This window comes from Endobacterium panacihumi (assembly GCF_050847465.1).
GTDB lineage: Bacteria > Pseudomonadota > Alphaproteobacteria > Rhizobiales > Rhizobiaceae > Neorhizobium > Neorhizobium panacihumi.
Genome location: NZ_JBOZRA010000002.1, coordinates 701,789 through 724,248, shown reverse-complemented (window position 1 = coordinate 724,248; position 22,460 = coordinate 701,789). Strand labels below are relative to the sequence as shown.

25 protein-coding genes, 1 tRNA gene and 1 pseudogene are annotated in these 22,460 nt (G+C 59.1%); 17 read left to right on the top strand and 10 right to left on the bottom strand.

All coding sequences use genetic code 11. The features are described from left to right. Positions 1 to 4: 4 nt before the first annotated feature. The 5 genes and pseudogenes from ACRQ1B_RS15305 to ACRQ1B_RS15285 all read right to left on the bottom strand — a co-directional run bounded on the left by ACRQ1B_RS15305 (position 5) and on the right by ACRQ1B_RS15285 (position 4,358). Entirely contained in the window at positions 5 to 991 is a 987-nt protein-coding gene (locus ACRQ1B_RS15305) for a glycosyltransferase family 2 protein (RefSeq protein WP_432294568.1), read from the bottom strand. A 180-nt stretch (positions 992 to 1,171) separates the two neighbouring features. Beyond that, positions 1,172 to 2,092 (bottom strand): cation diffusion facilitator family transporter, encoded by a 921-nt coding sequence (locus tag ACRQ1B_RS15300; RefSeq protein WP_432294567.1) that lies wholly within the window; start codon positions 2,090 to 2,092, stop codon positions 1,172 to 1,174. Between the two features lie 145 nt (positions 2,093 to 2,237). Next, positions 2,238 to 2,360: pseudogene (locus ACRQ1B_RS15295) on the bottom strand (PLP-dependent transferase); the annotation flags it as partial. After that, entirely contained in the window at positions 2,360 to 2,992 is a 633-nt protein-coding gene (locus ACRQ1B_RS15290; protein ID WP_432294566.1) for a hypothetical protein, read from the bottom strand. The gene ACRQ1B_RS15290 and the pseudogene ACRQ1B_RS15295, both read right to left, overlap by 1 nt. Before the next feature lie 79 nt (positions 2,993 to 3,071). Next, a complete protein-coding gene (locus tag ACRQ1B_RS15285) occupies positions 3,072 to 4,358 on the bottom strand; it encodes an O-acetylhomoserine aminocarboxypropyltransferase (RefSeq protein WP_432294627.1) in 1,287 nt (428 codons plus the stop codon). A 161-nt stretch (positions 4,359 to 4,519) separates the two neighbouring features. On the opposite strand from ACRQ1B_RS15285, the gene ACRQ1B_RS15280 reads away from it, so the two are divergent. Beyond that, positions 4,520 to 4,969, top strand: coding sequence for a DUF6455 family protein (locus ACRQ1B_RS15280; RefSeq protein ID WP_432294565.1), 450 nt, complete (start codon positions 4,520 to 4,522; stop codon positions 4,967 to 4,969). A 157-nt stretch (positions 4,970 to 5,126) separates the two neighbouring features. Here the strand turns inward: ACRQ1B_RS15280 and ACRQ1B_RS15275 are convergent, their stop codons facing one another. Continuing rightward, positions 5,127 to 5,666 (bottom strand): glyoxalase superfamily protein, encoded by a 540-nt coding sequence (locus tag ACRQ1B_RS15275; protein WP_432294564.1) that lies wholly within the window; start codon positions 5,664 to 5,666, stop codon positions 5,127 to 5,129. Positions 5,667 to 5,859: 193 nt separating this feature from the next. Further along, positions 5,860 to 6,288: a CoA-binding protein gene (locus tag ACRQ1B_RS15270; protein WP_432294626.1), complete on the bottom strand. Its 429-nt coding sequence runs from the start codon at positions 6,286 to 6,288 to the stop codon at positions 5,860 to 5,862. Between the two features lie 316 nt (positions 6,289 to 6,604). On the opposite strand from ACRQ1B_RS15270, the gene rplM reads away from it, so the two are divergent. The 6 genes from rplM to ACRQ1B_RS15240 all read left to right on the top strand — a co-directional run bounded on the left by rplM (position 6,605) and on the right by ACRQ1B_RS15240 (position 10,873). Continuing rightward, the gene (gene rplM / locus ACRQ1B_RS15265) at positions 6,605 to 7,069 is read left to right on the top strand and encodes a 50S ribosomal protein L13 (protein WP_112728417.1); all 465 of its coding nucleotides are present in this window, start codon (positions 6,605 to 6,607) and stop codon (positions 7,067 to 7,069) included. A gap of 2 nt (positions 7,070 to 7,071) precedes the next feature. Continuing rightward, complete coding sequence (gene rpsI, locus ACRQ1B_RS15260) at positions 7,072 to 7,542, top strand: 30S ribosomal protein S9 (protein ID WP_427571001.1); 471 nt, start codon at positions 7,072 to 7,074, stop codon at positions 7,540 to 7,542. 147 nt (positions 7,543 to 7,689) lie between these two features. Then, positions 7,690 to 8,034, top strand: coding sequence for an antibiotic biosynthesis monooxygenase family protein (locus ACRQ1B_RS15255; RefSeq protein WP_432294563.1), 345 nt, complete (start codon positions 7,690 to 7,692; stop codon positions 8,032 to 8,034). A gap of 8 nt (positions 8,035 to 8,042) precedes the next feature. Then, positions 8,043 to 8,993, top strand: coding sequence for an agmatinase (gene speB / locus ACRQ1B_RS15250; protein WP_432294562.1), 951 nt, complete (start codon positions 8,043 to 8,045; stop codon positions 8,991 to 8,993). A gap of 72 nt (positions 8,994 to 9,065) precedes the next feature. Further along, positions 9,066 to 9,998: an N-acetyl-gamma-glutamyl-phosphate reductase gene (gene argC, locus ACRQ1B_RS15245; RefSeq protein WP_432294561.1), complete on the top strand. Its 933-nt coding sequence runs from the start codon at positions 9,066 to 9,068 to the stop codon at positions 9,996 to 9,998. Further along, positions 9,998 to 10,873, top strand: a complete 876-nt coding sequence (locus ACRQ1B_RS15240; protein WP_432294559.1) for an aminoglycoside phosphotransferase family protein — start codon at positions 9,998 to 10,000, stop codon at positions 10,871 to 10,873. The genes argC and ACRQ1B_RS15240 overlap by 1 nt, the downstream gene beginning before the upstream one ends. Here ACRQ1B_RS15240 and ACRQ1B_RS15235 read toward each other — a convergent pair. Beyond that, positions 10,863 to 11,963 (bottom strand): COX15/CtaA family protein, encoded by a 1,101-nt coding sequence (locus ACRQ1B_RS15235; protein WP_432294558.1) that lies wholly within the window; start codon positions 11,961 to 11,963, stop codon positions 10,863 to 10,865. The two genes, ACRQ1B_RS15240 and ACRQ1B_RS15235, sit on opposite strands and share 11 nt — an antisense overlap. A 141-nt stretch (positions 11,964 to 12,104) precedes the next feature. On the opposite strand from ACRQ1B_RS15235, the gene ACRQ1B_RS15230 reads away from it, so the two are divergent. Next, complete coding sequence (locus ACRQ1B_RS15230; RefSeq protein ID WP_432294625.1) at positions 12,105 to 12,320, top strand: DUF2842 domain-containing protein; 216 nt, start codon at positions 12,105 to 12,107, stop codon at positions 12,318 to 12,320. A 124-nt stretch (positions 12,321 to 12,444) separates the two neighbouring features. Continuing rightward, positions 12,445 to 13,695: a GNAT family N-acetyltransferase gene (locus tag ACRQ1B_RS15225; protein WP_432294557.1), complete on the top strand. Its 1,251-nt coding sequence runs from the start codon at positions 12,445 to 12,447 to the stop codon at positions 13,693 to 13,695. On the opposite strand, the gene ACRQ1B_RS15220 is transcribed toward ACRQ1B_RS15225, so the two are convergent. Beyond that, complete coding sequence (locus ACRQ1B_RS15220) at positions 13,696 to 15,885, bottom strand: GumC family protein (RefSeq protein ID WP_432294555.1); 2,190 nt, start codon at positions 15,883 to 15,885, stop codon at positions 13,696 to 13,698. A gap of 211 nt (positions 15,886 to 16,096) precedes the next feature. Between ACRQ1B_RS15220 and ACRQ1B_RS15215 the strand changes: the two genes are divergently transcribed. The 8 genes from ACRQ1B_RS15215 to ACRQ1B_RS15180 all read left to right on the top strand — a co-directional run bounded on the left by ACRQ1B_RS15215 (position 16,097) and on the right by ACRQ1B_RS15180 (position 21,804). After that, positions 16,097 to 16,675, top strand: a complete 579-nt coding sequence (locus ACRQ1B_RS15215; protein ID WP_432294554.1) for a polysaccharide biosynthesis/export family protein — start codon at positions 16,097 to 16,099, stop codon at positions 16,673 to 16,675. Between the two features lie 10 nt (positions 16,676 to 16,685). Further along, a complete protein-coding gene (locus ACRQ1B_RS15210) occupies positions 16,686 to 17,843 on the top strand; it encodes a glycosyltransferase family 4 protein (RefSeq protein ID WP_432294553.1) in 1,158 nt (385 codons plus the stop codon). Positions 17,844 to 17,903: 60 nt separating this feature from the next. Beyond that, entirely contained in the window at positions 17,904 to 19,445 is a 1,542-nt protein-coding gene (locus ACRQ1B_RS15205; RefSeq protein WP_432294624.1) for an undecaprenyl-phosphate glucose phosphotransferase, read from the top strand. Then, complete coding sequence (locus ACRQ1B_RS15200; protein WP_432294552.1) at positions 19,442 to 20,734, top strand: O-antigen ligase family protein; 1,293 nt, start codon at positions 19,442 to 19,444, stop codon at positions 20,732 to 20,734. Before ACRQ1B_RS15205 ends, ACRQ1B_RS15200 begins: the two co-directional genes overlap by 4 nt. Before the next feature lie 45 nt (positions 20,735 to 20,779). Further along, positions 20,780 to 21,076 (top strand): helix-turn-helix domain-containing protein, encoded by a 297-nt coding sequence (locus tag ACRQ1B_RS15195; RefSeq protein ID WP_432294551.1) that lies wholly within the window; start codon positions 20,780 to 20,782, stop codon positions 21,074 to 21,076. A gap of 117 nt (positions 21,077 to 21,193) precedes the next feature. Further along, positions 21,194 to 21,343 carry a hypothetical protein gene (locus ACRQ1B_RS15190; RefSeq protein ID WP_432294550.1) on the top strand — a complete coding sequence of 50 codons (150 nt, stop codon included), beginning with the start codon at positions 21,194 to 21,196 and terminating at the stop codon, positions 21,341 to 21,343. 116 nt (positions 21,344 to 21,459) lie between these two features. Then, on the top strand, positions 21,460 to 21,648 hold the full coding sequence (locus ACRQ1B_RS15185) for a hypothetical protein (RefSeq protein ID WP_432294549.1): 189 nt from the start codon (positions 21,460 to 21,462) through the stop codon (positions 21,646 to 21,648). Between the two features lie 79 nt (positions 21,649 to 21,727). Continuing rightward, positions 21,728 to 21,804, top strand: a tRNA-Pro gene (locus ACRQ1B_RS15180). 169 nt (positions 21,805 to 21,973) lie between these two features. On the opposite strand, the gene ACRQ1B_RS15175 is transcribed toward ACRQ1B_RS15180, so the two are convergent. Then, a complete protein-coding gene (locus ACRQ1B_RS15175) occupies positions 21,974 to 22,279 on the bottom strand; it encodes a hypothetical protein (RefSeq protein ID WP_432294548.1) in 306 nt (101 codons plus the stop codon). Positions 22,280 to 22,460 lie beyond the last annotated feature (181 nt).

The window sequence follows — 22,460 nt, the reverse complement described above, 5'->3', positions numbered from 1 at the left end:
ACCTCTAAAAGTTGGTTTTCCGATCGACGATATACATCGGACGACGCTTCACTTCATCATAGATTCGGCCCACATATTCGCCGATCAGGCCCAGACCCAGCAGCTGCATGCCGGAAAAGAAGCTGATGAACAGCACCGTCGTGGAAAGACCCGGCGTCAGCTCTATTCCAACGATTTTCTGGATGACATAAGAGGCGCCAAGCAGAAAGCTCAGGCCGGCCAGCACAAAGCCGGCAATCGACATCATGAACAGCGGTCGCGAACTGAAGCTGATCAGACCGTTGAGGCCAATCTTCAACGAGCCGGTCAAACGGTTGTAATTGCCTTGTCCGGCGAAACGCTCATCGCGGTCGTATTCGATAAAGCCCTGTTTGAAACCCACATAAGCCACCAGACCACGGAGAAAGCCGTGGGTCTCGTTCAACTGCCTCAGCTCCTCAATCACCCGGCGTGTCATGATGCGGAAATCGCCGGTGTTTCGCGGAATTTTGACATCACTCAGCTTGTTGATGACCGAGTAGCCGAAATGCGAAATCAGGCGCTTGAACCAGGTCTCGCCACGCCGGCTGCGTCGTGTCGCGTAAACAACTTCAAAACCTTCGAAGAGTTTTGCATGCATCTGCTCGATCAGTTCCGGCTGATCCTGCAGGTCGACGTCGATCACCGCACAGGTTTCACCACTGCAGCTCAAGATGCCCGCCATCGTGGCCGCTGGCTGGCCAAACCGTCGAGAAAACACCAGAAGCTTGATGCGAGGGTTGCGATTGATCTCCTCGAGGACCACCTCCTCCGTCCGATCCGGCGATGGATCGAGCGCAAAAATGATCTCGTAGGTTTTACCCATTTTTTCAAACACCGCTTCAGCACGCGCCAGAAACGGCCGAATGTTTGCTTCTTCTTTGTAAATAGGAACAACTAATGAAATTTGCGGCGCCATAGATACCCCCGAGAAACGTGTTGCCTGTTTGGCGCAATGCTGGGCCGAAATCAAGTGATCGGCCGAAATCCATAGTCAACTTGAAGGCGAGCAGGACAGTCCTTTGGGATCATTGTCAGATAATAATATCTGTTCTGACGCTACACATGATCAGTCGCATAGTGCATCTCGCAACCACCTGTAGCGCAAAGCGCATCGATTCGAGTGAACATTGGTTCGGAGCGACCGACTATCCTAATCCGCCCATTCCGGATCGCTGGTAAAGACGATGGTCAGCCACCTGTCTGGCCCCTCGTCGCCGATCGCATCGCCGATCTCGTCGCGGATTGCATCCCATTCCGACAGGTGGCGGGCCGGCCATTCGGACGGCGCGATGAAGAACAACTCGATCTGTTTGCCACGACCGACACGCGCGACATATGCGCGATAGGACAAAAAACCATGACGCTCGACGATGGCTTCAGCCACCGCATCGACATGGTTTTTCAATTCGATCGGCGTCACCAACAGGATATCGGCAATGGCCTGCCTGACATGAGTGAGCGGCACCGGGGCGATGACCAGGCAGATGATCGCCAGCGCACCCGGATCGATATATGGCGTCGCCCACGCATATTGCGTGCCCTCGATGGCATGGCCCACACCGAAGGCGACCAGCAAAGCCGAGGTCAGCGCCGCCGTCATCAGCCAGGCCTGGGTATCGAGCGCGATAAAATTGGAGTTGAGCTTGCGATTGGCACGGCGGCAGAACAGCCACATGACGAGCGACACCGTGACGGTGACCACGGTGAAGATCACCGCTGGGCCGAAATCGATCGGCCGGCCGCCGGACATCAGGCTTTCGACGGCGCTGATGAAGGCATAGATCGCGGCCCCCATCAGCAGCGTGCCGTTGAGGCCGAGCACCATCGGCTCCAAATGCCAGAAACCGACGCTGAAACGATCGATCAGCTTGCCCTTCGCTGTCGGCTGGGCGGAGGTGACGATCAGCTTCGACACCAGCAAAGCCAGCAGGGTCATGAACGCATCGGTCAGGGAATAGAAGCCGTCGAAAACGATCGCAAACGAGCCGGATACGAGACCGACGGTTATGCCGAATGCCGCAAGCGCGGCCGTGACGGCGATGGACAGCCGAAGCAGTGACTGCTCGCTCACGGGTATTCTCCACTGGAATGGGGACCTTTGCCCCCTACCCCTTCTCTGAATTTCTTTCGGCCAACACTTTCACAGCTGCCGACACAGGCAGCCGATACCGGCCGACTGTGTAGAAATGATTACATGAGCGGCTTCTATAGAAGCGTCAGATGACTTTTGCCAGAGCCTGCCGGAGATCGGCGATAATGTCGGCCGCATCCTCGATGCCGATCGACAGGCGCACCACATCCGGTCCAGCACCGGCGGCCGCCTGCTGTTCATCGGAAATCAGCGCTCTCTGCCGAGGATGGAGAACATCTTCGTTGCCGGACCGGCTTGAGTGAAGGTAAACCGGTAGGCCTCATTGTGTCTCATGTCCCACAAAGTCCCAAGTAACGCACCAGTGACCTCTTGCTCTCGCCAAAGGATATCCTCCCGCGTGCCCTCGCTGATCTGGCCGATGAGCAGCCGAAGCATGTCGTGGATATCGTCATAGCGATACAGGAACGGATATTTTAGGGTCAGGCTGATCCTGACCTCTCCTGGCTTGTCGCTAAAATCCCCTTCAGCCCCGATAGCGAGAGCGCCAGCCCTTAATTGGTGGAAGTAGAGATCGAAGTGCCGGCCGGTCAGTCCTTCGCCCATATGTCCAACCCACCACTCTAATAAGGCTTTGTCGGTTTCGATCGCTCGCCATGGAATATTGCCGAACAAACGGTCGAACCAGCTACCGAGAAGTTCCGTTCTCTCAAAAAACTCGCGGTCAGCATTATCAATTCTGGCAAAGCCCATCATATCGAGAGAAGCAGGACGTCTGTGATCCGGCAACACTAAATCGAAGGGAGGATTTTCGATGCCTTCCCTATGCGCTGCCACATCTAGATCAAGTTCGTTTTGCGTTGGCGGCCTCCTGCCAAACATCGTCTTGGTCCCCCTGCCCCTGACCGAACAGCACCAAGGATATCTGAAGCGACGCCGCTGACGAGATATTTGTTGTTCTTCAGTTTACTTTCATGAGAGCCTGCCGGAGGTCGGCGATGATGTCGGCCGCATCCTCGATGCCGATCGACAGGCGCACCACATCCGGCCCGGCACCGGCCGCCGCCTGCTGCTCCTCTGACAACTGGCGATGCGTGGTGGAGGCCGGGTGGATGACCAGCGATCGGGTGTCGCCGATATTCGCCAGATGCGAAAACAGCTTTAGATTTTCCACCAGCGTCTTGCCCGCTTCGTATCCGCCCTTGAGGCCGAAGGTGAAGACGGAGCCTGCTCCCTTGGGCGAATAGCGTTTCTGCAATGCGTTGTTTGGATCGTCGGCGAGACCGGCATAACTGACCCAGCCGACCTTTTCCTCCCCCTTCAGCCACTGAGCGACGGCCGCTGCATTGTCGCTGTGTTTCTGCATGCGGAGCGGCAGTGTTTCGATGCCGGTGAGGATCAAAAAGGCGTTGAAGGGCGAGATGGCGGGGCCGAGATCGCGCAGACCGAGAACACGGCAGGCGATCGCGAAAGCGAAATTGCCAAACGCCTGATGCAGCACGATGCCCGCATATTCCGGGCGCGGCTCCGACAGCATCGGATATTTGCCGGATTGGGACCAGTCGAACGTGCCGCCATCGACGATGATGCCGCCCATGGAATTTCCGTGACCGCCTAAAAACTTGGTCAGCGAATGGATGACGATATCGGCGCCGTGTTCGAGTGGGCGGACCAGATAGGGGCTGGCCATGGTGTTGTCGACGATCAGCGGCAGGTCGTGGCGGCGGGCCACTTCGGCGATTGCGGCAATATCGACGAAGGTGCCATTGGGGTTGGCGAGGCTCTCGATGAAAATGCCCTTGGTGCGCTCGTCGATCTGGCTTTCGAACGTCTGCGAGTCAAAGACGTCGGCCCAGCGCACGTGCCAGTCGAAATTCTTGAAGGCGTGGCCGAACTGGTTGATCGAGCCGCCGTAAAGACGCTTGGCAGCAATAAAATTGTCGCCCGGTTGCATGATCGTATGGAAAACCAGCATCTGCGCCGCATGGCCGGAAGCGACGGCGAGTGCCGCCGTGCCGCCTTCGAGTGCGGCCACCCGCTCCTCCAGCACCGCCTGGGTGGGGTTCATGATACGGGTATAGATATTACCGAACTGTTGCAGGCCGAACAGGGCGGCCGCATGATCGCTGTCCTGAAACACGAAGGAGGTCGTCTGGTAGATCGGCGTGGCGCGCGCGCCGGTGGTCGGGTCGGGCGCCGCGCCGGCATGGACCGCAAGCGTCGAAAATCCGGGATCGCGTGTCGGCATGTCATCGTCCTCGCTCATTGGGGCCTTCAGCCCGCTTCGTCCCATTTCTCATATCGTTTTACCAACCCGCGCGGGCAGCGATACACAGAAAATCTCCGCAGTTGATTGTGATCAAGGCATATATTTTCAACATCTCTAATCTCCTTGGAAAGAGAGGAGACATGGCCGTGACCGAGATCGCCAGACCGGATGCCGCCAACCCATACGAACCGGGTCTCGCAGGCCGGTTCCTGCGCTGGTGCGCCAAAGCCTATAACGCCGCTTCCGAAGCGGAAGTGATCGCAACAATGGACGAGCGGATGATTTCCAGCATCGCCCGCGATTGCAGCATCTCGCCGCAGGATCTGGTGCGGCTGGCGCGGGCGGGACCGGACGCGGCCGACGAAATGCTGGCGATGATGCGCCATCTCGGCATCGATCCGGTGGAGGTTCTGTTGCAGCACCCGGTTCTGTTTCGCGATATGCAGCTGCGCTGCGCAAAGTGTTCCGCCAAGTCGCGCTGTCGGCGCGACCTGAGCAACGGCAATGCCGGGAAACAGTTCGGTCATTATTGCGGCAATTCGGACGAGTTGAATGCCATGCGGGCACAGCCGAACCTGCTTCTGGATTGATCACGGCATTCGAGGAGGAAGACGCTGGCCGGGCATATGGCGCCGCGCAGGGATAGGGTGCGCGATCCACGCCATAGGACTTATTACAGTCTACGCATCGCCGTGACGGAAGCCGTTGTCGGTTTCCCCTTGATGCGCAAGCCCGGCCTCGCAGCGATTACCCGTCCACGATCTCCATGAAACGAATGCGGTTGTTGAAGGGATCGGTCACCGTCACTTCCAGCCGCCCATCCACCTCTTCCAACCCCGGCTTCATGTAGCGATATTCCTTATCGATCAGCTCTTTCTGGAAGGCGCGCGCGCCCTTCATGTAAACAACCGTCGTGCCGCCGGGTGTGGCGTCACCTGCATGTTCCGAGAGGTGCAGCTGCAGGCCGCCGCGCGAGACCTGCGTATAGAGCGGAAAATTCTCGCCGTAACGATGTTCCCAATCGACGGAAAAACCAAGAAAGCCGAGATAGAATTCGTGCGCCTTGGCGACATCGAAAATGCGCACGATCGGTACGGTTCGCTCGAAGGTGATGGGGCTTTCCCCTTCCCTCGGTTCAAGCCTCGAACTCAGAATATTCCAGTTCGCCAGCCCAAATTGCCGGGCGACGATTTCGAGTGCTTCGGAGTGGGTAATAGATACGTCGCGGGCGCTGAGTTCCTGCGCCAGTGTTTTGGCCATGGCCTTTGCATCGCGATGATCGCGCATGATCCGTTCCTTCGTCAGACGGCGAAAGTTTTCGTCGGTGCCCGCATTGCCAACGCCTTCGCCTGACGGGAAACGTTCAGGATCGGTGTCTGGAGGCGTTCGCCATGGTTTTCTCAAACCGCGGGCTGCAGGCCGCCTCCGGCCTTGGCGCCGAGATTAACGCCAAGACTGTACGGGCGCCAGAGCGAAAAACTCAAAGGCCAAGGCGCGGATATTCGATGGCCGGGCAACGATCCATAACGACGCTGATGCCTGCGGCTTCGGCCTTCTGCGCCGCCTTGTCGTCACGCACCGAAAGCTGCCCCCAGATGGTCTTGGGTTTGGTGTCGAGCGCAACCGCCTCGTCCACCACGCTATCCAGATATTCGGCCGCGCGAAACACGTCGATCAGATCGACTGGCTGCGGTACGTCGGCCAGTTTTGCATAAACCGTCTGGCCGAGGATCTGCTTGCCCGCCTGCCCCGGATTGACGGGAAACACCTGGTAGCCCTTGGACAGAAGGAAGGCCATGACGCGGTTGCTTGGCCTATCCGGATTGGGCGATGCCCCGAGCAGCGCGATGGTTTTGGTATCCTTCAGGATGGCGGAAATATAGGCGGGTTCATAAGCGTCGTGGTTCATCATAGGGTCTCCACTGAATGTCTTTCACGGTTATATGCGGTCGCATCAGCGCCGAAACCACCGGGATTCGCCGATCTTTTGTGTGGTTTTAAAATACCACATAATCAACCCATTGTTTTTGCTGGCGTAATTTTCCATCGCGCAAATTCACTCGCCTTGACGCTCTGTCGCCTCGCGCTTATAAGCCGCAGCAGAAATGCGGACCCTCGTGGCCCGCTTTCTTTTTGGTGCCGCAAGGGACCAAGCCAAGCAACAAGAAACGCCCGCCGATAGATCCTGTATCTGCCGGCACGGGTCCAAAAGAAAGAGTAACACCATGTCGACCTTCGTTCAGAAGCCTGCAGAGGTGGAGAAGAAGTGGATCATCATCGACGCCGAAGGGCTCGTTGTCGGTCGCCTCGCCACCCTCGTTGCCATGCGCCTTCGCGGCAAGCATAAGGCCACCTACACCCCGCACGTCGACGACGGTGACAATGTCATCATCATCAACGCGGAAAAGTGCGTCTTCACCGGCAAGAAGTATTCCGACAAGAAGTACTACTGGCACACCGGTCACCCGGGCGGTATCAAGGAGCGCACTGCACGCGCCATCATCGAAGGCCGCTTCCCCGAGCGCGTTCTCGAGAAGGCTATCGAGCGCATGATCCCGCGCGGCCCGCTCGGCCGTCGTCAGCTCAAGAACCTGCGCGTCTACGCCGGCTCGAACCATCCTCATGAAGCACAGCAGCCGGTCGCTCTCGACGTGGCTTCGCTGAACAGCAAGAACGTAAGGAGCGCCTGATAATGGCCGATCTCTCCTCCCTGAAGGACCTCGCTTCGGCCGAAGGTCAGGCAGCTGCACCGGTTCACGTCCGCAAGGTCGATGCACAGGGCCGCTCCTACGCCACCGGCAAGCGCAAGAACGCCATCGCCCGCGTATGGGTCAAGGCTGGCTCCGGCAAGATCATCATCAACGGCCGTGACTTCACGACCTACTTCGCCCGTCCGGTTCTGCAGATGATCCTGCAGCAGCCGCTGGTCGCAGCAGCGCGTACGGGTCAGTTCGACATCATCGCCACCGTCGCCGGTGGTGGTCTGTCCGGTCAGGCCGGTGCTGTTCGTCACGGCGTTTCCAAGGCTCTCACCTACTTCGAACCGGGCCTGCGCTCGGTCCTGAAGAAGGGTGGCTTCCTGACCCGCGACAGCCGCGTCGTCGAGCGTAAGAAGTACGGTAAGGCCAAGGCCCGCCGTTCGTTCCAGTTCTCGAAGCGTTAATCGTTTCAGGATCTACGGACTTTTGGAAAGGCGGGGCTTTGGCTCCGCCTTTTTTCGTTTGCACGGCATCGATCAAGATTTCACATTTGCCCATCAACGGATGCTGGCCAAACTGGGTGCGAACCATTTTCCAAAAGGGAATCATCGATGTCGCTACCGTCTCCCTCCCCCTTCGCGCGTCTTCCGCAACCGCCCTATTACATAGTCGCCTTCTCCTCCTGTCGCACCGAGGGCGACAACGGATACGGAAATATGGCCGACACCATGGTCTCCCTCGCCAGCCGGCAGCCGGGTTTTCTCGGCGTCGAAAGCGCCCGCGGCATTGACGGGTTCGGCATTACCAATTCCTATTGGGCGGATGAGGACAGCATTCGTGCCTGGAAGGCGGTCGTGTCACATGAGGCGGCCCAAAAACTTGGACGCGAGCGCTGGTACGAGGATTATCAGGTGCGCATCGCCAGGGTGGAGCGCGCCTACGGCTTCGACAGATAGGACAGAGCATGGCCAGCAGATCGATCGACAACGCCTTTACCGCCCGTTCGATGCGCGGCGCGGCCACGGATCCGACCTATGCCGGAGCCCTGTCCTTCATGCGCCGCCGCTACAGCAAGGATGTCGATGGCGCCGATGCGGTCGTACTCGGTATTCCCTTCGATGCCGCCGTTTCCAACCGGCCCGGCGCCCGTTTCGGACCACAGGCGATCCGCCGTGCCTCCGCGATTTTCGACAACGATCCGCAATACCCGTTTTCGCGTGACCTTTTCGAAGCCATGGCCGTGGTGGATTACGGCGACGTCCTGCTCGATTACGGCAACCACCAGAAGGCACCCGGCCTGATCGAGGCGGAGGCGACGAAGATCATCATGTCGGGCGCGTTCCTGTTGTCGCTGGGCGGCGATCATTTTGTCACCTGGCCGCTTTTGAAAGCGCATGCGAAAAAACATGGCCCTCTCGCCCTCGTTCATTTCGATGCCCATCAGGATACGTGGGATGACGACGGAGAACGGATCGACCACGGCTCCTTCGTGGCGCGCGCCGTGCGCGAAGGCGTGATCGATGCGGACCATTCCATCCAGATCGGCATCCGCACCCATGCGCCGGACGATTTCGGCATCAAAATCATGCACGGCCATGAGGTCGAGGATTTGACCGCTCAGCAGATCGCGGACCGGATTCTTGCCCATGTCGGCTACCGGCCCGTCTATCTGACCTTCGATATCGACTGCCTCGATCCGGCCTTCGCGCCCGGCACCGGCACGCCGGTGGCCGGCGGCCCGTCAAGCGCCAAGATCCTGTCTGTCCTTCGCAAGCTCGGGCCGCTCGATATCCGCGGCGCGGACGTGGTCGAGGTCGCGCCAGCCTATGACCATGCCGATATCACCGCCATTGCCGGGGCAACCGTTGCAATGTATATGCTCGGGCTGAAAGCCGAGCGTCTTGCTCAGCCATGAAACCCGAACTGAACCGGCCGGGGGCTCTCCCTGGCCGAATATCCAAGCTACTGATTTTATGGGATAACGACCATGACAGCAAAGATCTTCATCGATGGCGAACACGGCACGACGGGACTGCAGATCCGCACCCGCATGGCTGGCCGCCGCGACGTCGAGCTTCTGTCCATTCCCGAAGCAGAGCGCCGCAATGCCGCCATGCGCGAAGACCTGCTCAACAGCGCAGATATAGCCATCCTTTGCCTGCCGGACGACGCTTCGAAGGAAGCCGTCTCGATGCTTGCCGGCAACAACACGGTTCGTATCATCGACACGTCTACTGCCTATCGCGTCGCGCCCGACTGGGCTTATGGTTTTGCCGAGCTGGACAAGGGCCAGGCTGAAAAAATCCGCTCCGCGCGCCATGTTTCCAATCCGGGTTGTTATCCGACCGGCGCGGTTTCCCTTCTGCGACCGCTGCGCAATGCCGGCCTGCTGCCGGATGGTTATCCTGTCTCGGTCAATGCGGTCTCCGGTTATACCGGCGGCGGCAAACAGTTGATCGGCCAGATGGAAGATGCTTCCCGCGAGGATGCTATCTCCGCCAACAATTTCCTCTATGGCCTGACGCTCAAGCACAAACACATGCCGGAGATGAAGATCCACGGCCTGCTGGACCGTTCGCCTCTGTTTTCGCCATCGGTCGGTCGCTTTGCGCAGGGCATGATCGTGCAAATACCGTTGTTCATCGAAAATCTTGCTGACGGTGCGACGCTCGAGAAGATCCACGCGGCCCTCGCCGCCCATTATGCAGGCCAGAACATCGTTTCGGTGGTACCGCTTGAAGAGAGTGCCAAGCTCGCGCGCGTTGATGCGGAAGAGATGGTCAACACCGACAACATGAAGCTTTTCGTGTTCGGCACGCCGGGCGGTGACCACGTCAATCTCGTGGCAGTGCTCGACAATCTCGGCAAGGGCGCTTCGGGCGCGGCCGTGCAGAATATGGACCTGATGCTGTCCGCGTGATGGCGGAAGTGACCCCGACCGTTTCGGAGGCGCTGATAGAAAAGTGGCGCATCCGCGCCTCCGAACTCCTCGCCGATACCCGCAGTAGCTTTGTCTATCGCGTCCAATGCGAAAACCGGACGGATGCGATCGTCAAACAATTGAAGCCGAGTGGCTTGCATGAACTGCCCGGTCTGGATTTTCTCGATTGGCGGGATGGCAGCGGTGCCGTCCGATTGCTGGAGCGAACGGAAACGGCAGCGCTGCTGGAGGATGCCGGCAGCCTCTTGTTGCGCGACTATCGCCTCAAGCATGGCGAGGACGCGTCAAACGCCGTCATCGTCCAGATCCTGAAAGCGTTACATTCCCCCTCATCCAAACCGCCACCGTCAGAATTCATGCCGTTGAAGCGGCATTTTCAATCCCTCTACGTTCGAGCAGCCAAAGCGAATGACCCGCTTTCCGAGATCTTTTCCGTCTGCACGGCGATCGCCGACGATCTGATCGCCACGCAGGAAAACATCCGACCGCTGCATGGTGACCTGCACCATGAAAACATCATCGCGGATGAAAACGGCGTCTGGCGTGCGATCGACCCACAAGGCCTGATCGGTGATCCCGCCTATGATGTAGCAAACATATTCGGAAACCCGGACGGTGCTTTCGCGGATATCATAAACCCAGCGCGGATCCTCACGCTCACCCGGCTGTTTGCGGCCACGATCGGCTGCAGCGGCGAAAAGATCCTGCGTTACGCCATCGCCCATGCAGGTCTATCGATCTGCTGGTCGCTCGACGGTGGCGACAGGATTTCCGCTGGCGACAATGCCAGCGAACGCCTGGCCTTTTTCAACGTGGCGAGACGACTGCTCGATACCGGCGCCGTCAGCGCGTAACCCGTCCCTCAATCTCGGCCGGGTATTCGCCCACATATCCCCGCCAATGCGCCACGGCATAACCAAGCACGATCAGCGCGCCACCCTGATGCGCCAGCGCCAGATCGAGCGGCACCTGCCAGAGCAGCGTCAGGATGCCGATCACGGCCTGTACGCAGACCAGCGCGAACAGAATGATCGAGCGGGTTGCATAGACACTGGAGGGCGCCTTCGAGAGCGTGATCAGCATATGCACCAGTGTCGCCGCCAGAATGACATAGGCGCCACAGCGATGCACGAATTGAACAGTTTTGTGGTTCTCGAACAGATTGATCCACCACGGATCTCGAATGAAGAGATCCGCCGGGATATAGGCGCCATCCATCAGCGGCCAGGTATTGTAGCTGAGCCCGGCATCGAGACCGGCGACCAGCGCACCGAGATAGATCTGGAACAGCGCCAAAAAGGCGATGCCGCCGGCAGCCCAGACCGAATAACGTGTCGGTGGCGCATCACGGCGCTGCGGCGTTAACCCGCGCATGATCCATACGCAGGAGGCAATTATCAGACAGGCAATGACCAGATGCGTGGCCAGACGGTATTGTGAAACACTAACCAGCTTCGTCAGGCCGGACGACACCATCCACCAGCCGATAAAGCCTTGGAACCCACCAAGCGCCAGCGTGCCGACCAGTGGCCAGCGGATACGCTTCTCGATACGGCCGGTCAGCCAGAAGAATGCGAGCGGCAATGCAAAGATGAGGCCGATGGCGCGCGCCAGAAAACGATGTGCCCATTCCCACCAGAAGATCGACTTGAAATCCTCGACCGTCATGTGGCTGTTGAGCTGCTCGTATTGCGGAATGCGCTGGTAGAGCTGAAATTCCTCTTCCCACTCGGCCGCATTAAGCGGCGGAATGACACCGTGGATCGGTTTCCATTCGGTGATCGACAGGCCGGAATCCGTCAGACGCGTCGCCCCGCCGACCAGTACAAGACAGAAGAGCGTGAAGATGACGAAAGCCAGCCACAAGCGAACCGCCGTGCGGTTGCGTGCCACCTTTGTCGCATCAACTGTCAAATCTTCTGCTGCCGTATTCATCGCCGACATCCGTTTCATCCCTGCTGACCGCGTTTATGAGCGTCTTGCTGCGCGCTTTTGTCCGTTGCTTTGCCCGATGCCCCCGTGCAAAACAAGTCCTTCAGCTTTGCGGCATGCGGTCGCGGCTTGACGGGAGAGCTTGACGAAAAAATGCATCCGCGCCTCAGAAGCTTCATCGGCACGATCCTCATCATCATTCTGGTGATCGTTTATGCGCTGGCCGCCACCACGATCGCCTCGCTGCTTCTCGCCACCTCGCCATGGTGGGTACACTTCCTGTATTTCCTGCTTTCCGGCCTGCTGTGGATCCTGCCGGCCATGGTGATCATTAAATGGATGGCCGGACCGAAAACACCGCGTACCTGAACTTTTGCGGCATTGACCGGGCCTTAACCACCCGGATTGGAATCCTCAGCCCCTTGGCGGGCATAAACCGATTGTTGCAACTCCCCCTGTATTTTCGCACGTGAATGTGATGGCGGAGATAGGCGTGCAGCGGCCCCAAACCGATTTCGAGACGGTTCTCGACGCGACGGCGCCTCCCGAAGAGGCGTTTGTCAGCCCGCGGCCGTTCCCGTTTGCCAACCTGCATCTTTCCCTTATACCCCATATGGCGGATATCGAGGCCGACTGGCGGCGACTGGAGGCACTGCCACAGAATTCGCTGCACCAGGCCTATGACTGGTGCCGCGCGTGGCAGACCGCCCATCAAAACCCGCTGCTTCTCGTATGCGGCCGGATGGACGACCGCACGGTTATGATCCTGCCGCTTGAAGCGGTGCGGGAAGGTGGCGGACTTATTGCCCGTTTTCTCGGCGGACGTTTCAACAATATCAACAGCGGCCTGCTGGATGACGACTTTCGGTATCTCGATGGTGAGGCTGTGCAGGCGATTGCAGCCATGCTCCGGTCCCTGTTGAAAGGGCATGCCGATCTGCTCGCGTTGGAAACCGTGCCGCTGATCTGGCGCGATATTGCCCACCCCTTGACCGGGCTGCCGGCCATCGAAGGCGCCAACCATACCTTCCAACTCCCGCTTTTTGCCAGTTTCGAACAGACGCTCTCGCAGGTGCATGCCAAACGTCGGCGAAAGAAATTTCGCGTACAGCAGCGCCGCCTTCAGGAAAAAGGCGGCTTTGAACACGTGGTTGCGGAGACCGCGGACGAGAAACAGGCCTTGCTGGACGTTTTTTTCGAGCAGAAGGCGGCGCGTTTTCGCCTGCATCGCCTGCCCGATGTCTTTCAGGCGCCCAAGACACGGGCTTTTTTTCGCAATCTGATGACGGTTTCCCACCAGGGCAATGATACGCCGCTCGAACTGCACGCAATCCGCCTGAAGGGGGATCACAACGGGATGATCGCCGCCATATCCGGCCTTTCACGCAAGGGCGACCATGTGATCTGCCAGTTTGGATCGATCGACGATGATTTGGTTCCAGAGGCCAGTCCGGGAGAACTGTTGTTCTGGCTGATGATCGAACGTGCCTGCCAGACCGGCGCGGCGCTGTTCGATTTCGGCGTGGGTGACCAGCCGTACAAACGCAGTTGGTGTACGGTGGAGACCGTCACCCACGATCTGCTTGTACCGATCACCTTACGCGGCCGGTTGATGATGTTGCTTCTTGCTGCGAAAAACCGGGCCAAGGGCGCCATCAAGCGCAACCGCACCATTTACGCCTGGCTGCAGAGACTGCGTGCAGGCCGGCAGGCGCCGGCCCTTGCGACCCCGGAAAAAGACTGATCAGGCGGCCCGTCGGCCGTTGCGCGCCGCCGCACGGCCGGCGCTATCGCTTTTGGTCGGCGGCGTCAGCGTCGTGCCGGCCATGATCATCAGGTTGCTATAACCTGCCGATTCGAAGGTTTCCGCCGTTTCCGCCAGTCGCTTTTCATCAAAGCCCGGGGCGGAGATGACGATATCGGCATCCTTTCCACGCGTCAGACGCGACAGATTGGCGATCTCAGCCGGACCGCATTCCACCAGAACCACATCGTAAACCCCTGCCAGACCATCAATGATCATGCCGAGCCGATCGGCGCTGCGCATTGCGGTCGCGCCATCGGCCGTGCCGCGCGGCACGACATGAGCGTCAGACAGACGGTCGGGGTGGATAGTGTCGGCGAAAGCCGCAGAGCCGGTCAGGAGATTGGTTACTCCCGGAAGCGCCTTGCCGCTCGCCATCAGGCGGGTTGGGCAGGATGAGCCGGTCATATCGACCAAGACCACGCTACGTCCGGCCTCGGCCAATTCGCGGGCCAGCATGACGGTTGCGGTCGAGCCTTCATCTCCACCCGGCGAAACGGCAATGGCCACCTGCACTTTCCTGCCAATGATGTAATCACGAACAGCTTCGATGCTGAAGGCATCGTCCTGCGCCCGCACCACCTCACTGGCAATGACGGCCTCTACGGGCGTGGTTGCCGGTTCTAAGGTCGTCGCGGGTTTCGTCACTGGAACTTCCGGCTTCGCCGAAGGTCTGACGACCGGCTCAGGCGGCGCCATGACGGGAGCTTTGGGTTCAACCTCTACAGTTTCAACACTGCTGGGCCGCAGGCCGCGACCGCTGAAAAGAGCGGCCAACAGCACGACGATCGTGCTAACAACCAGGGTTGCGAGGGCAACCACGATGGTAATCGGAAGGATTTTCGGGAAATAGGGTTCGGCCGGTTCACCTGCCGTCGAGATCACACGCGCATCGGCCGGCGTCGAACTACGATCGATACGCGACGTCGCTTCGCGGTAACGGGCGAGATAGGTTTCGAGCAATTGACGCTGGGCGGTCGCTTCACGCTCCAGCGCACGCAGGCCGACTTCCTCTTCGCCGGCACGTGCGGAATCGGCTTTCAGACCATTGAGCTGCTGAACCAGCTGCGTCTCACGTAGCTGCGCGACGTTGGATTCGCCTTCAATGCTGGCCAGAATCTTGCGCGTTTCGCTCTGGATCTGTTGGCGGATGCCGGACAACTGGGCACGCAGCCCTTTGAGGCGTGGATGGCCCTCCATCAGCGACGTGGAAAGATCCGAGATCTGGCCCTGCAGACTGGCCTCGGTTTCCTTCAGACGCTGGATCATCGCCGAGCCGACGACATCGCTCAACGTATCGGACGGGCGTCCGGCCTCGAGCGCGTTACGAACATTCTGCGCCCGCGCCTCGGCATTGGCGCGCTCCCCTCTTACCCGCGCAAGTTCGGCGGAGATGTCGTTGAGCTGCTGGTTGGAAAGATTGTTGGTGTCACTGGTGCGGAACAGGCCGGACGACGAGCGGTAATCGGCCACTTTCTTTTCCGCCTCATTGACGCGCTTCGTCAGCGCGGCGATTTCCGGCTCCAGCCATTTGGCTGCTTCCGCATGGCTGTCGAGCTTCGCGCCACTCTGCATGCTCAGGTAAACGTCAGCGATGCGGTTGGGAACCGCGGCCGCCAGCTTGGCGTCTTCCGAACTGAACTCGATCGCGATGACGCGGGATCCTTCGACGGGATAGACCTGCAGTTTTTCGCGAAATACTTTCATCACCCGGTCTTCCGGCGGCAGATCAAGCGGATTCTGCTGAAGGCCGAGCATGACCAGCGGGTTCGGAAGGGATGAATGGGCGGCCGGATCGAATTCCTTGCGCTCGCTTAGCTTCATCTCGCGCGCGACCTGCTTGATCAGGTCGGTCGATTGCAAAAGCTGCGCCTGGCTCTGGATGTTGAGCGCGTCAAGAACAGGGTCGTTGGCGCCGGCTGGATCAGGCAAGCCATTCAGCGAGGGCGCACGATTTTCGATCAGGATCCGGCTCTCCGCCTTGTAGGCCGGCGTCATCATGCTGGAGCCGACAAAGGCGAAGACGGCCGCCAGCGCGGTTGCAGTGAGGATCGTTTTCTTGCGCTCCCAGACAGCCGAAAACAGCTGCCGGAGGTCGATATCCACGTCCTGATTGCTGTTCGTTGACATGCCACACTCCGTACTCAGAGACTGCCCATTGGGAAACAAGGCTCGTAGCCTAGAGGATTATGGTAACTTGACCGTTAATGCTTTGCCCCATGAAGTTGTGCGCTGCAAAAATCTTCCGCATTACACGAATTTCCATTTCTCTTTACCCGCCATTAACCCTAATGGATCGATAACGACTGTCATCGTCTGATTGCCGGAGCCTTGTCGCGAAATGTCGTTCGCCCGTTCAAGATCAAAAATCGCATTGGTTGCCGCGCTCGCGGCGACAACGATGCTTGGCGCCTGCAACACCTATCAGCCGGCTCCTAAAAGCTTTCAGCAGGCAACGATCCAGCCCTACCGGCTGGACAGCGGTGACCGTTTGCGCGTCAGCGTGTTCGAGCAGACGGGCCTGACCAACACCTATACCGTCGATCAGGCCGGTTATATTTCCTTCCCGCTGATCGGCCAGGTGGCGGCGCGTGGCCAGACCATGGTGGCGCTTGAAGGCGCGATCGCCGCAAAGCTCAAACAGGGATATCTGCGCGATCCCGACGTCACCATCGAAATGGACCGTTATCGCCCTGTCTTCGTGATGGGCGAAGTGGGTCGCCCCGGCCAGTATTCCTACGTGCCGGGCATGACTGCGCAGAATGCAATCGCCATTGCCGGCGGCTTTACGCCACGCGGCAACCAGCGCGATATCGACGTGACCCGCAAGATCAACGGGCGCAGCATCACCGGCCGGACCTCGATCTCCAGCGCCGTGCTTGCCGGCGATACGATCTACGTCCGCGAGCGCCTCTTCTGATCGCTCGCAGATGTCCCCAGCGGAGCGCCCCCTCAGGATTATCCACTGCTTCAGGTCACCGGTCGGCGGTATCTTCCGCCATGTCCGCGATCTGGTAGAGGAGCATCGGGCGGCCGGCCACGAGGTCGGCATTCTCTGCGACAGTTCCACGGGCGGCGCGCACGAAGAGCGGCTGTTCGACGCCATCAGGCCGCAGCTATCGCTCGGCCTCATACGCATTCCGATCCGGCGATCCGTTGCGCCGTCGGACCTGAATGCGCTCTACAAGAGCTACAAGCACATCAAGAGCTTGCAGCCGGATGTTTTGCACGGTCATGGCGCCAAGGGTGGCGTTCTGGCACGGCTCATCGGCTCAGCCCTGCGGGTAAACAGGTATCGCGTAGCCCGCCTCTATTCGCCCCACGGGGGCAGCCTGCATTACGACCGGTCAAAACCGTCCGGCCGGCTCATCCTGAAGCTCGAACGGCTTCAGGAGCGTTACACCGACAGCCTTGTTTTCGTCTGCGAATTCGAGCGCAAGGCTTATGAAAGCAAGATCGGCCCGATCACCACACGTTCGCGGGTGATCTACAATGGCGTCCGCGACAGCGAATTCGGGCCTGTGACACCAGCCGAAGACTGCGCCGATTTCCTTTACATCGGCATGTTGCGCGACCTTAAAGGACCGGACAAATTCATCGATGCGTTCGGACGGGCCGAGCGGGCGGTCGGACATACGCTTTCAGCCGTGATGGTCGGCGACGGGCCGGATCGCGATCGGTATTTCAGAATGATGGCAGAACGTGGCCTTGGCCGCCGCATCCGCATGCTGGAAGCCATGCCTGCCCGGCAGGCCTTTGCGCTTGCCCGCAATGTCGTCGTTCCCTCGCGAGCGGAAGCCATGCCTTATATCGTCATAGAGGCATTGGCCGCAGAAAAACCGGTAATCGCAACACGTGTCGGCGGCGTTCCCGAAATCCTTGGCGTCGACAGCCCCGCCCTTGCCATACCCGGCGATCCGGCAGACCTCGCCCATGTTATGGTCGATGCATTGACCAACCCGACGTGGCGCGAGGACGTCATGCCAGCACGATCGGCCTTCCGAGCGGTGTTTTCCGCCTCGGCGATGGCCAACCAGATGCTGGAGCTATATCGAGACCTGACAGGCGGCAATAGAGCCAAGCCCTAAACGATTTCTTACCAAATATCGTGTTATCCCATCTGTTCGGTTAAGACGAGATCGCACATGATGAGCAAGCTCGAAGGTCAGGAACAGTTCGATATCGAGGCTTTGCGTCGCCGCGTTTCGGATGGCGTTGCCTCTACCCCGGAACCGCATGAACCGGTGGAACTCAATCCGCTCGCTCGCCAGGTTGCCGAGCAGTTCCGCGACGAAAACTATTCGCCTTCCATGCTGATCGGCCAATATCGGCTGCTGGAATTTCTGCTGATGCTGGCCATCGGCTTGCTTGCGGAGCTGTTTTTTGGTCCTGAAGAGCGTTCGCTTGCCATCCGCTTTTCGGTGATTGGTGCAGGCGCGGCCTTGACGGTTCTGCTGCTGCAGCTTGCCGACGCCTACCAGATCCCCAGCATTCGCGCTTCCGGCCGCACGCGTATGCGCGTTCTGGGCAGCTGGGCAATCGGCATTGCCATCAGTACGGGCCTTCTTCTTGTTGCCGATGGTGCGCCAACCTTCGTGGGATTGCTGGTCTGGGTTCTCGGCGGGGCAGGTATTCTTCTCGTCGAACGCTTTCTTATCGCCTTCGCAATCCGAAACTGGTCGCGCAATGGCATCATGGAACGCCGCGCCGTGATCGTTGGGGGCGGTCAGCCCGCCAAGGAATTGGCGCGCGCACTCGAGCGCCAGCCCGACAACGACATCCGCATCTGCGGCATCTTCGATGACCGAGGCAGCGATCGCTCTCCAGAAGTGGTTGCCGGTTACCCGAAGCTCGGCACTTTCGCGGAACTCGTGGAATTTTCGAGGCTCGCCCGCATCGACATGCTCATCATCGCACTGCCGCCCACGGCCGAAGATCGCATCCTCCAGCTCATTCGCAAACTCTGGGTGCTGCCGGTCGATATTCGTCTTGCCGCACATGCCAACCGCCTGCGTTTTCGCCCGCGTGCATACAGCCATGTCGGCGCGGTGCCGATGTTCGACATTTTCGACAAACCGATCCGCGACTGGGATTCGGTTGCCAAACGCGTGTTCGATATCTTCTTTTCGGCTCTGGCGATCGTCTTCCTTTGGCCGGTCATGCTGGGCGTCGCGTTGGCGGTGAAGTTCACCTCGTCGGGACCGATCCTGTTCGTGCAGAAGCGCCATGGCTTCAACAATGAGATCATCAACGTCCTGAAATTCCGTTCGATGTACACGCATCTGGGCGACCCGACCGCCAAGCTGGCCGTGACAAAGGGCGATCCACGCGTGACACCCGTCGGACGGTTCATCCGAAAATCCTCGCTGGATGAACTGCCGCAGTTCTTCAACGTGCTTCGTGGCGATCTCTCGCTGGTCGGCCCGCGCCCACACGCCGTGCAAGCGCAGACCGGCGACCGCAAATATGTGGACGTGGTCGAAAGTTACTTTGCCCGCCACCGCGTCAAGCCGGGCGTAACCGGCTGGGCGCAGATCAATGGCCTGCGCGGCGAGATCGATACCGACGAGAAGATCCGCGCCCGCATCACCCATGATCTGGACTATATCGAGAACTGGTCGATCCTGCTCGACTTGAAAATCCTGTTCCTCACGCCGGTCCGCCTCCTCAACACGGACAATGCCTATTGAGCGCGATTGTCGACAGCACCACCCGCCCGTTCCGCCCGCAGCTTGCGGCCTTGCGGATCTGCGGCTCGATCATGGTTGCTTTCGGCGTGTTCCTGTCGGGCTTCGTCATTTCGGAACCCGCCCCCTATGAACTGGTCATGGCGGCACAGATCGCCGTCTGGTTTCTGCTGGGCCTGAAAATTTCGCGCGCCAATGCACCGCTGCTCATCCTGCTTCTGCTCTTCAATATCGGCGGCATGTTTTCGCTCACTGTGATGAAGGACATGTCCGGCGGGCCGATGTATATGGCGGTGTCGCTCTTCCTCGCACTGAGTTCGGTGTTTTACGCAGCGATCATCGAGGATGAACATCGCCGACTGGCGTTGATCTTCAAGGCATGGGTGGCGGCTGCCGTCATCACGTCCATGCTTGGCATTCTGGGTTATTTCCATGCTCTGCCGGGATTCGAGATTTTCACGCTCTATGACCGTGCCAAGGGCGCGTTTCAGGATCCGAACGTGTTCGGCCCCTATCTGGTCCCGCCTGCCCTCTACCTGATCTATCGCCTGCTGAACGGCAAACTTGCCGAGGCGCCGCTGGCAGTCGCCGGCCTTATGGTCCTGTCTTTGGGCGTGCTTCTTTCATTCTCGCGTGCCGCCTGGGCGCTGTTTGCCTTTTCAGCGATCGCACTCGTCGCAATCATGCTGCTGAAGGAGCGCACGGGCGCCTTTCGACTAAAAATTCTTTCTCTCTCGATCGCTGCAGTTCTTCTGATGACGATCGGCATGGCCGCCGCCATGCAATCGAAAAAGGTCTACGATCTGTTCGAGAGCCGCGCAAAGCTGGTGCAGGAATATGACGGCGCGCGCCTTGGTCGCTTCGAGCGGCACAAGATGGGCTTTCTGATGTCGATGGAACATCCGCTTGGCCTTGGCCCGATGGTGCTCGGAAAGATGTTCGGCGAGGACGAACACAATATCTGGCTAAAATCTCTCACCACATACGGCTGGCTCGGTTTCGTCTGCTACATCATCCTGATGTGGTGGACGCTGATCATCGGCTTCCGCAATCTTCTGCGCGACCGCCCGTGGCAACCTTATCTGATGATCGCCTGGGTGATGATGGCCGGCCATGCGCTGATCGGCAATGTCATCGACATCGACCACTGGCGACATGTCTATCTCCTGTTCGGTATCGTCTGGGGCTGTGCCGCACTGGAGAGCCGGCACCAGCGAACGGAGAAGGAAAAACACCGGCTTGCGGCATTACCCGCAACAGCGCCGACCGGACGTCCCCTGCTCGATTACTGAGTCCGGACGGGCCTTGACTTCGCATCAATGGCCTCCAGATTTTCAATGATGTTGACAGTTTCACAACTCCGCGCTGCGCGCGCCATGATCGGTTTGTCGGTGGAAGAACTTGCCACTCTCACCGGCCTTTCCTCCAGCGAGATCGGCGAAGCCGAAAAGGGCGAGACGGTCGCCGATGCCCTGCTTTCCAGTCGGCTACAATCGGCACTCGAAAGCCGCGGCATCGTGTTCCTGGCCGCCGGACAGGATGATGTGTCCGTCGGCCCGGGCATCCGTCTGCGCAGCGGCCCGCCGGACGAGGGCCTGCGCCCGGAACGGCTGAACGCGACCAACGATGATTGACACGTTCCGAAGGCAATTTTTCATTTCGTGCTGGAACATTTCGAGACGATCGTCGTTGTCGCGGGCAATCAAATCACATGCCCCGACATCTTGCGCCGCGGTCAAAGGAGCAATTGAATGAACCGCAATAACGGCCTCTACCTCATCATCGGAGCACTCGTCGTGGTCGTAGTCGGTCTTGGTGCATATGTCATCAACGAACAGAGCAAACCAAAGGGCGTCGAGCTCAGCATCGGCCAGGATGGCGTGAAGGTCGAAGAGAATTGATCTGACAGCCAGCAAGTTCCTCACCGTCACATCACAATGGCGGACCATTGCCCCAAAGAGATGGCGCGGCCCAGATTATCTTTCACAACGCGCATCAGGATGAAGATTGGAAAACCATGAGCACGCATCTTTCCAAGAAATCCATCGAAAGCAGTGCGGTCCGCAAGGTCTGGAATGTCAGCGAGTTCGCCAAGCGCTATCGACTCGACGACGAGGAAGAAAACCGCCTCGTGAGCCTGCTCGGGCCGTTTGCTTCCGAGCAGGAATTGCTCATGAATGCAAGCCGCGCGCCACTTTACCGTTGAACTCTTTTGCAATTCCGACATTTGCTCTTGCGCGTGCCGTGCCGAGCATCTATGGAGGTTCTGCTTCGAAGAGGCAGGCCGGAATGTAGCGCAGCCCGGTAGCGCACTTGACTGGGGGTCAAGGGGTCGTGGGTTCGAATCCCGCCATTCCGACCATTTCTTCTCTATCCAAGACCATCCCCCAGATGGTCTTCCACCGAAGACAAGCGGATCGCTCAAGACCTATTTGGGGCCGATACTGCGTCTTTGATCTCAGACATATGCCCTTCATGAAAAAAAGCGGGAAGTTTCCTCCCCGCCTTTTCATCGCTATGACAGATCCCTATCAGCAAGACGTGCCTGCTGTTCCTGCACCTGGATTCGTGCTGCCGTTGTTGTTCTGCTCGGACTGGGCTGCGCCCTGAGTGCCGCCCGGCGCGCCGCAGTTCGACTGGGAACTACCACTTGTTTTACCATCGCTTGAGCTGGCCGCACCGCCGCCGGCAGCGCCGCCATTGTTACCGCTGCCGCTATCGGAGTTTGCGCTGCTTCCGTTGCTGCCATCGCCACCGCTACCACCGCTGGCACCCTGTGCCATTGCAGATGTCGCGAGGCCCAGTGAAAGTGCGGCTACGGTTAGGATCTTGATCATTGGGTGTTCCTTTTCGTCGTTTTTTTACCCGCCTGAAAAGTGAACAAACAAAGTGGCAGCCGGTTCCCTATTGTACGGTAGCGTACATATGTGACTGCTGTGGGTTTATGGACCGATCGCGACGAGTGCGTTCAACAAATGGGCCGCCGTGAGCCGGCTAGTCCTGCCGCAAACAAAACGG

What these genes read in the sequence shown, in the direction of transcription:
- ACRQ1B_RS15290 (WP_432294566.1), bottom strand. Translation starts at nt 2,992, where the DNA reads ATGTTTGGCAGGAGGCCGCCAACGCAAAACGAACTTGATCTAGATGTG.
- ACRQ1B_RS15270 (WP_432294626.1), bottom strand. Translation starts at nt 6,288, where the DNA reads ATGAACCACGACGCTTATGAACCCGCCTATATTTCCGCCATCCTGAAG.
- ACRQ1B_RS15175 (WP_432294548.1), bottom strand. Translation starts at nt 22,279, where the DNA reads ATGATCAAGATCCTAACCGTAGCCGCACTTTCACTGGGCCTCGCGACA.
- speB (WP_432294562.1), top strand. Translation starts at nt 8,043, where the DNA reads ATGGCCAGCAGATCGATCGACAACGCCTTTACCGCCCGTTCGATGCGC.
- ACRQ1B_RS15255 (WP_432294563.1), top strand. Translation starts at nt 7,690, where the DNA reads ATGTCGCTACCGTCTCCCTCCCCCTTCGCGCGTCTTCCGCAACCGCCC.
- rplM (WP_112728417.1), top strand. Translation starts at nt 6,605, where the DNA reads ATGTCGACCTTCGTTCAGAAGCCTGCAGAGGTGGAGAAGAAGTGGATC.
- ACRQ1B_RS15280 (WP_432294565.1), top strand. Translation starts at nt 4,520, where the DNA reads ATGGCCGTGACCGAGATCGCCAGACCGGATGCCGCCAACCCATACGAA.
- rpsI (WP_427571001.1), top strand. Translation starts at nt 7,072, where the DNA reads ATGGCCGATCTCTCCTCCCTGAAGGACCTCGCTTCGGCCGAAGGTCAG.
- ACRQ1B_RS15205 (WP_432294624.1), top strand. Translation starts at nt 17,904, where the DNA reads ATGAGCAAGCTCGAAGGTCAGGAACAGTTCGATATCGAGGCTTTGCGT.
- ACRQ1B_RS15285 (WP_432294627.1), bottom strand. Translation starts at nt 4,358, where the DNA reads ATGCCGACACGCGATCCCGGATTTTCGACGCTTGCGGTCCATGCCGGC.
- ACRQ1B_RS15275 (WP_432294564.1), bottom strand. Translation starts at nt 5,666, where the DNA reads ATGCGCGATCATCGCGATGCAAAGGCCATGGCCAAAACACTGGCGCAG.
- ACRQ1B_RS15190 (WP_432294550.1), top strand. Translation starts at nt 21,194, where the DNA reads ATGAACCGCAATAACGGCCTCTACCTCATCATCGGAGCACTCGTCGTG.
- ACRQ1B_RS15215 (WP_432294554.1), top strand. Translation starts at nt 16,097, where the DNA reads ATGTCGTTCGCCCGTTCAAGATCAAAAATCGCATTGGTTGCCGCGCTC.
- ACRQ1B_RS15195 (WP_432294551.1), top strand. Translation starts at nt 20,780, where the DNA reads ATGATGTTGACAGTTTCACAACTCCGCGCTGCGCGCGCCATGATCGGT.
- ACRQ1B_RS15240 (WP_432294559.1), top strand. Translation starts at nt 9,998, where the DNA reads ATGGCGGAAGTGACCCCGACCGTTTCGGAGGCGCTGATAGAAAAGTGG.
- ACRQ1B_RS15230 (WP_432294625.1), top strand. Translation starts at nt 12,105, where the DNA reads ATGCATCCGCGCCTCAGAAGCTTCATCGGCACGATCCTCATCATCATT.
- ACRQ1B_RS15235 (WP_432294558.1), bottom strand. Translation starts at nt 11,963, where the DNA reads ATGTCGGCGATGAATACGGCAGCAGAAGATTTGACAGTTGATGCGACA.
- ACRQ1B_RS15185 (WP_432294549.1), top strand. Translation starts at nt 21,460, where the DNA reads ATGAGCACGCATCTTTCCAAGAAATCCATCGAAAGCAGTGCGGTCCGC.
- argC (WP_432294561.1), top strand. Translation starts at nt 9,066, where the DNA reads ATGACAGCAAAGATCTTCATCGATGGCGAACACGGCACGACGGGACTG.
- ACRQ1B_RS15220 (WP_432294555.1), bottom strand. Translation starts at nt 15,885, where the DNA reads ATGTCAACGAACAGCAATCAGGACGTGGATATCGACCTCCGGCAGCTG.
- ACRQ1B_RS15210 (WP_432294553.1), top strand. Translation starts at nt 16,686, where the DNA reads ATGTCCCCAGCGGAGCGCCCCCTCAGGATTATCCACTGCTTCAGGTCA.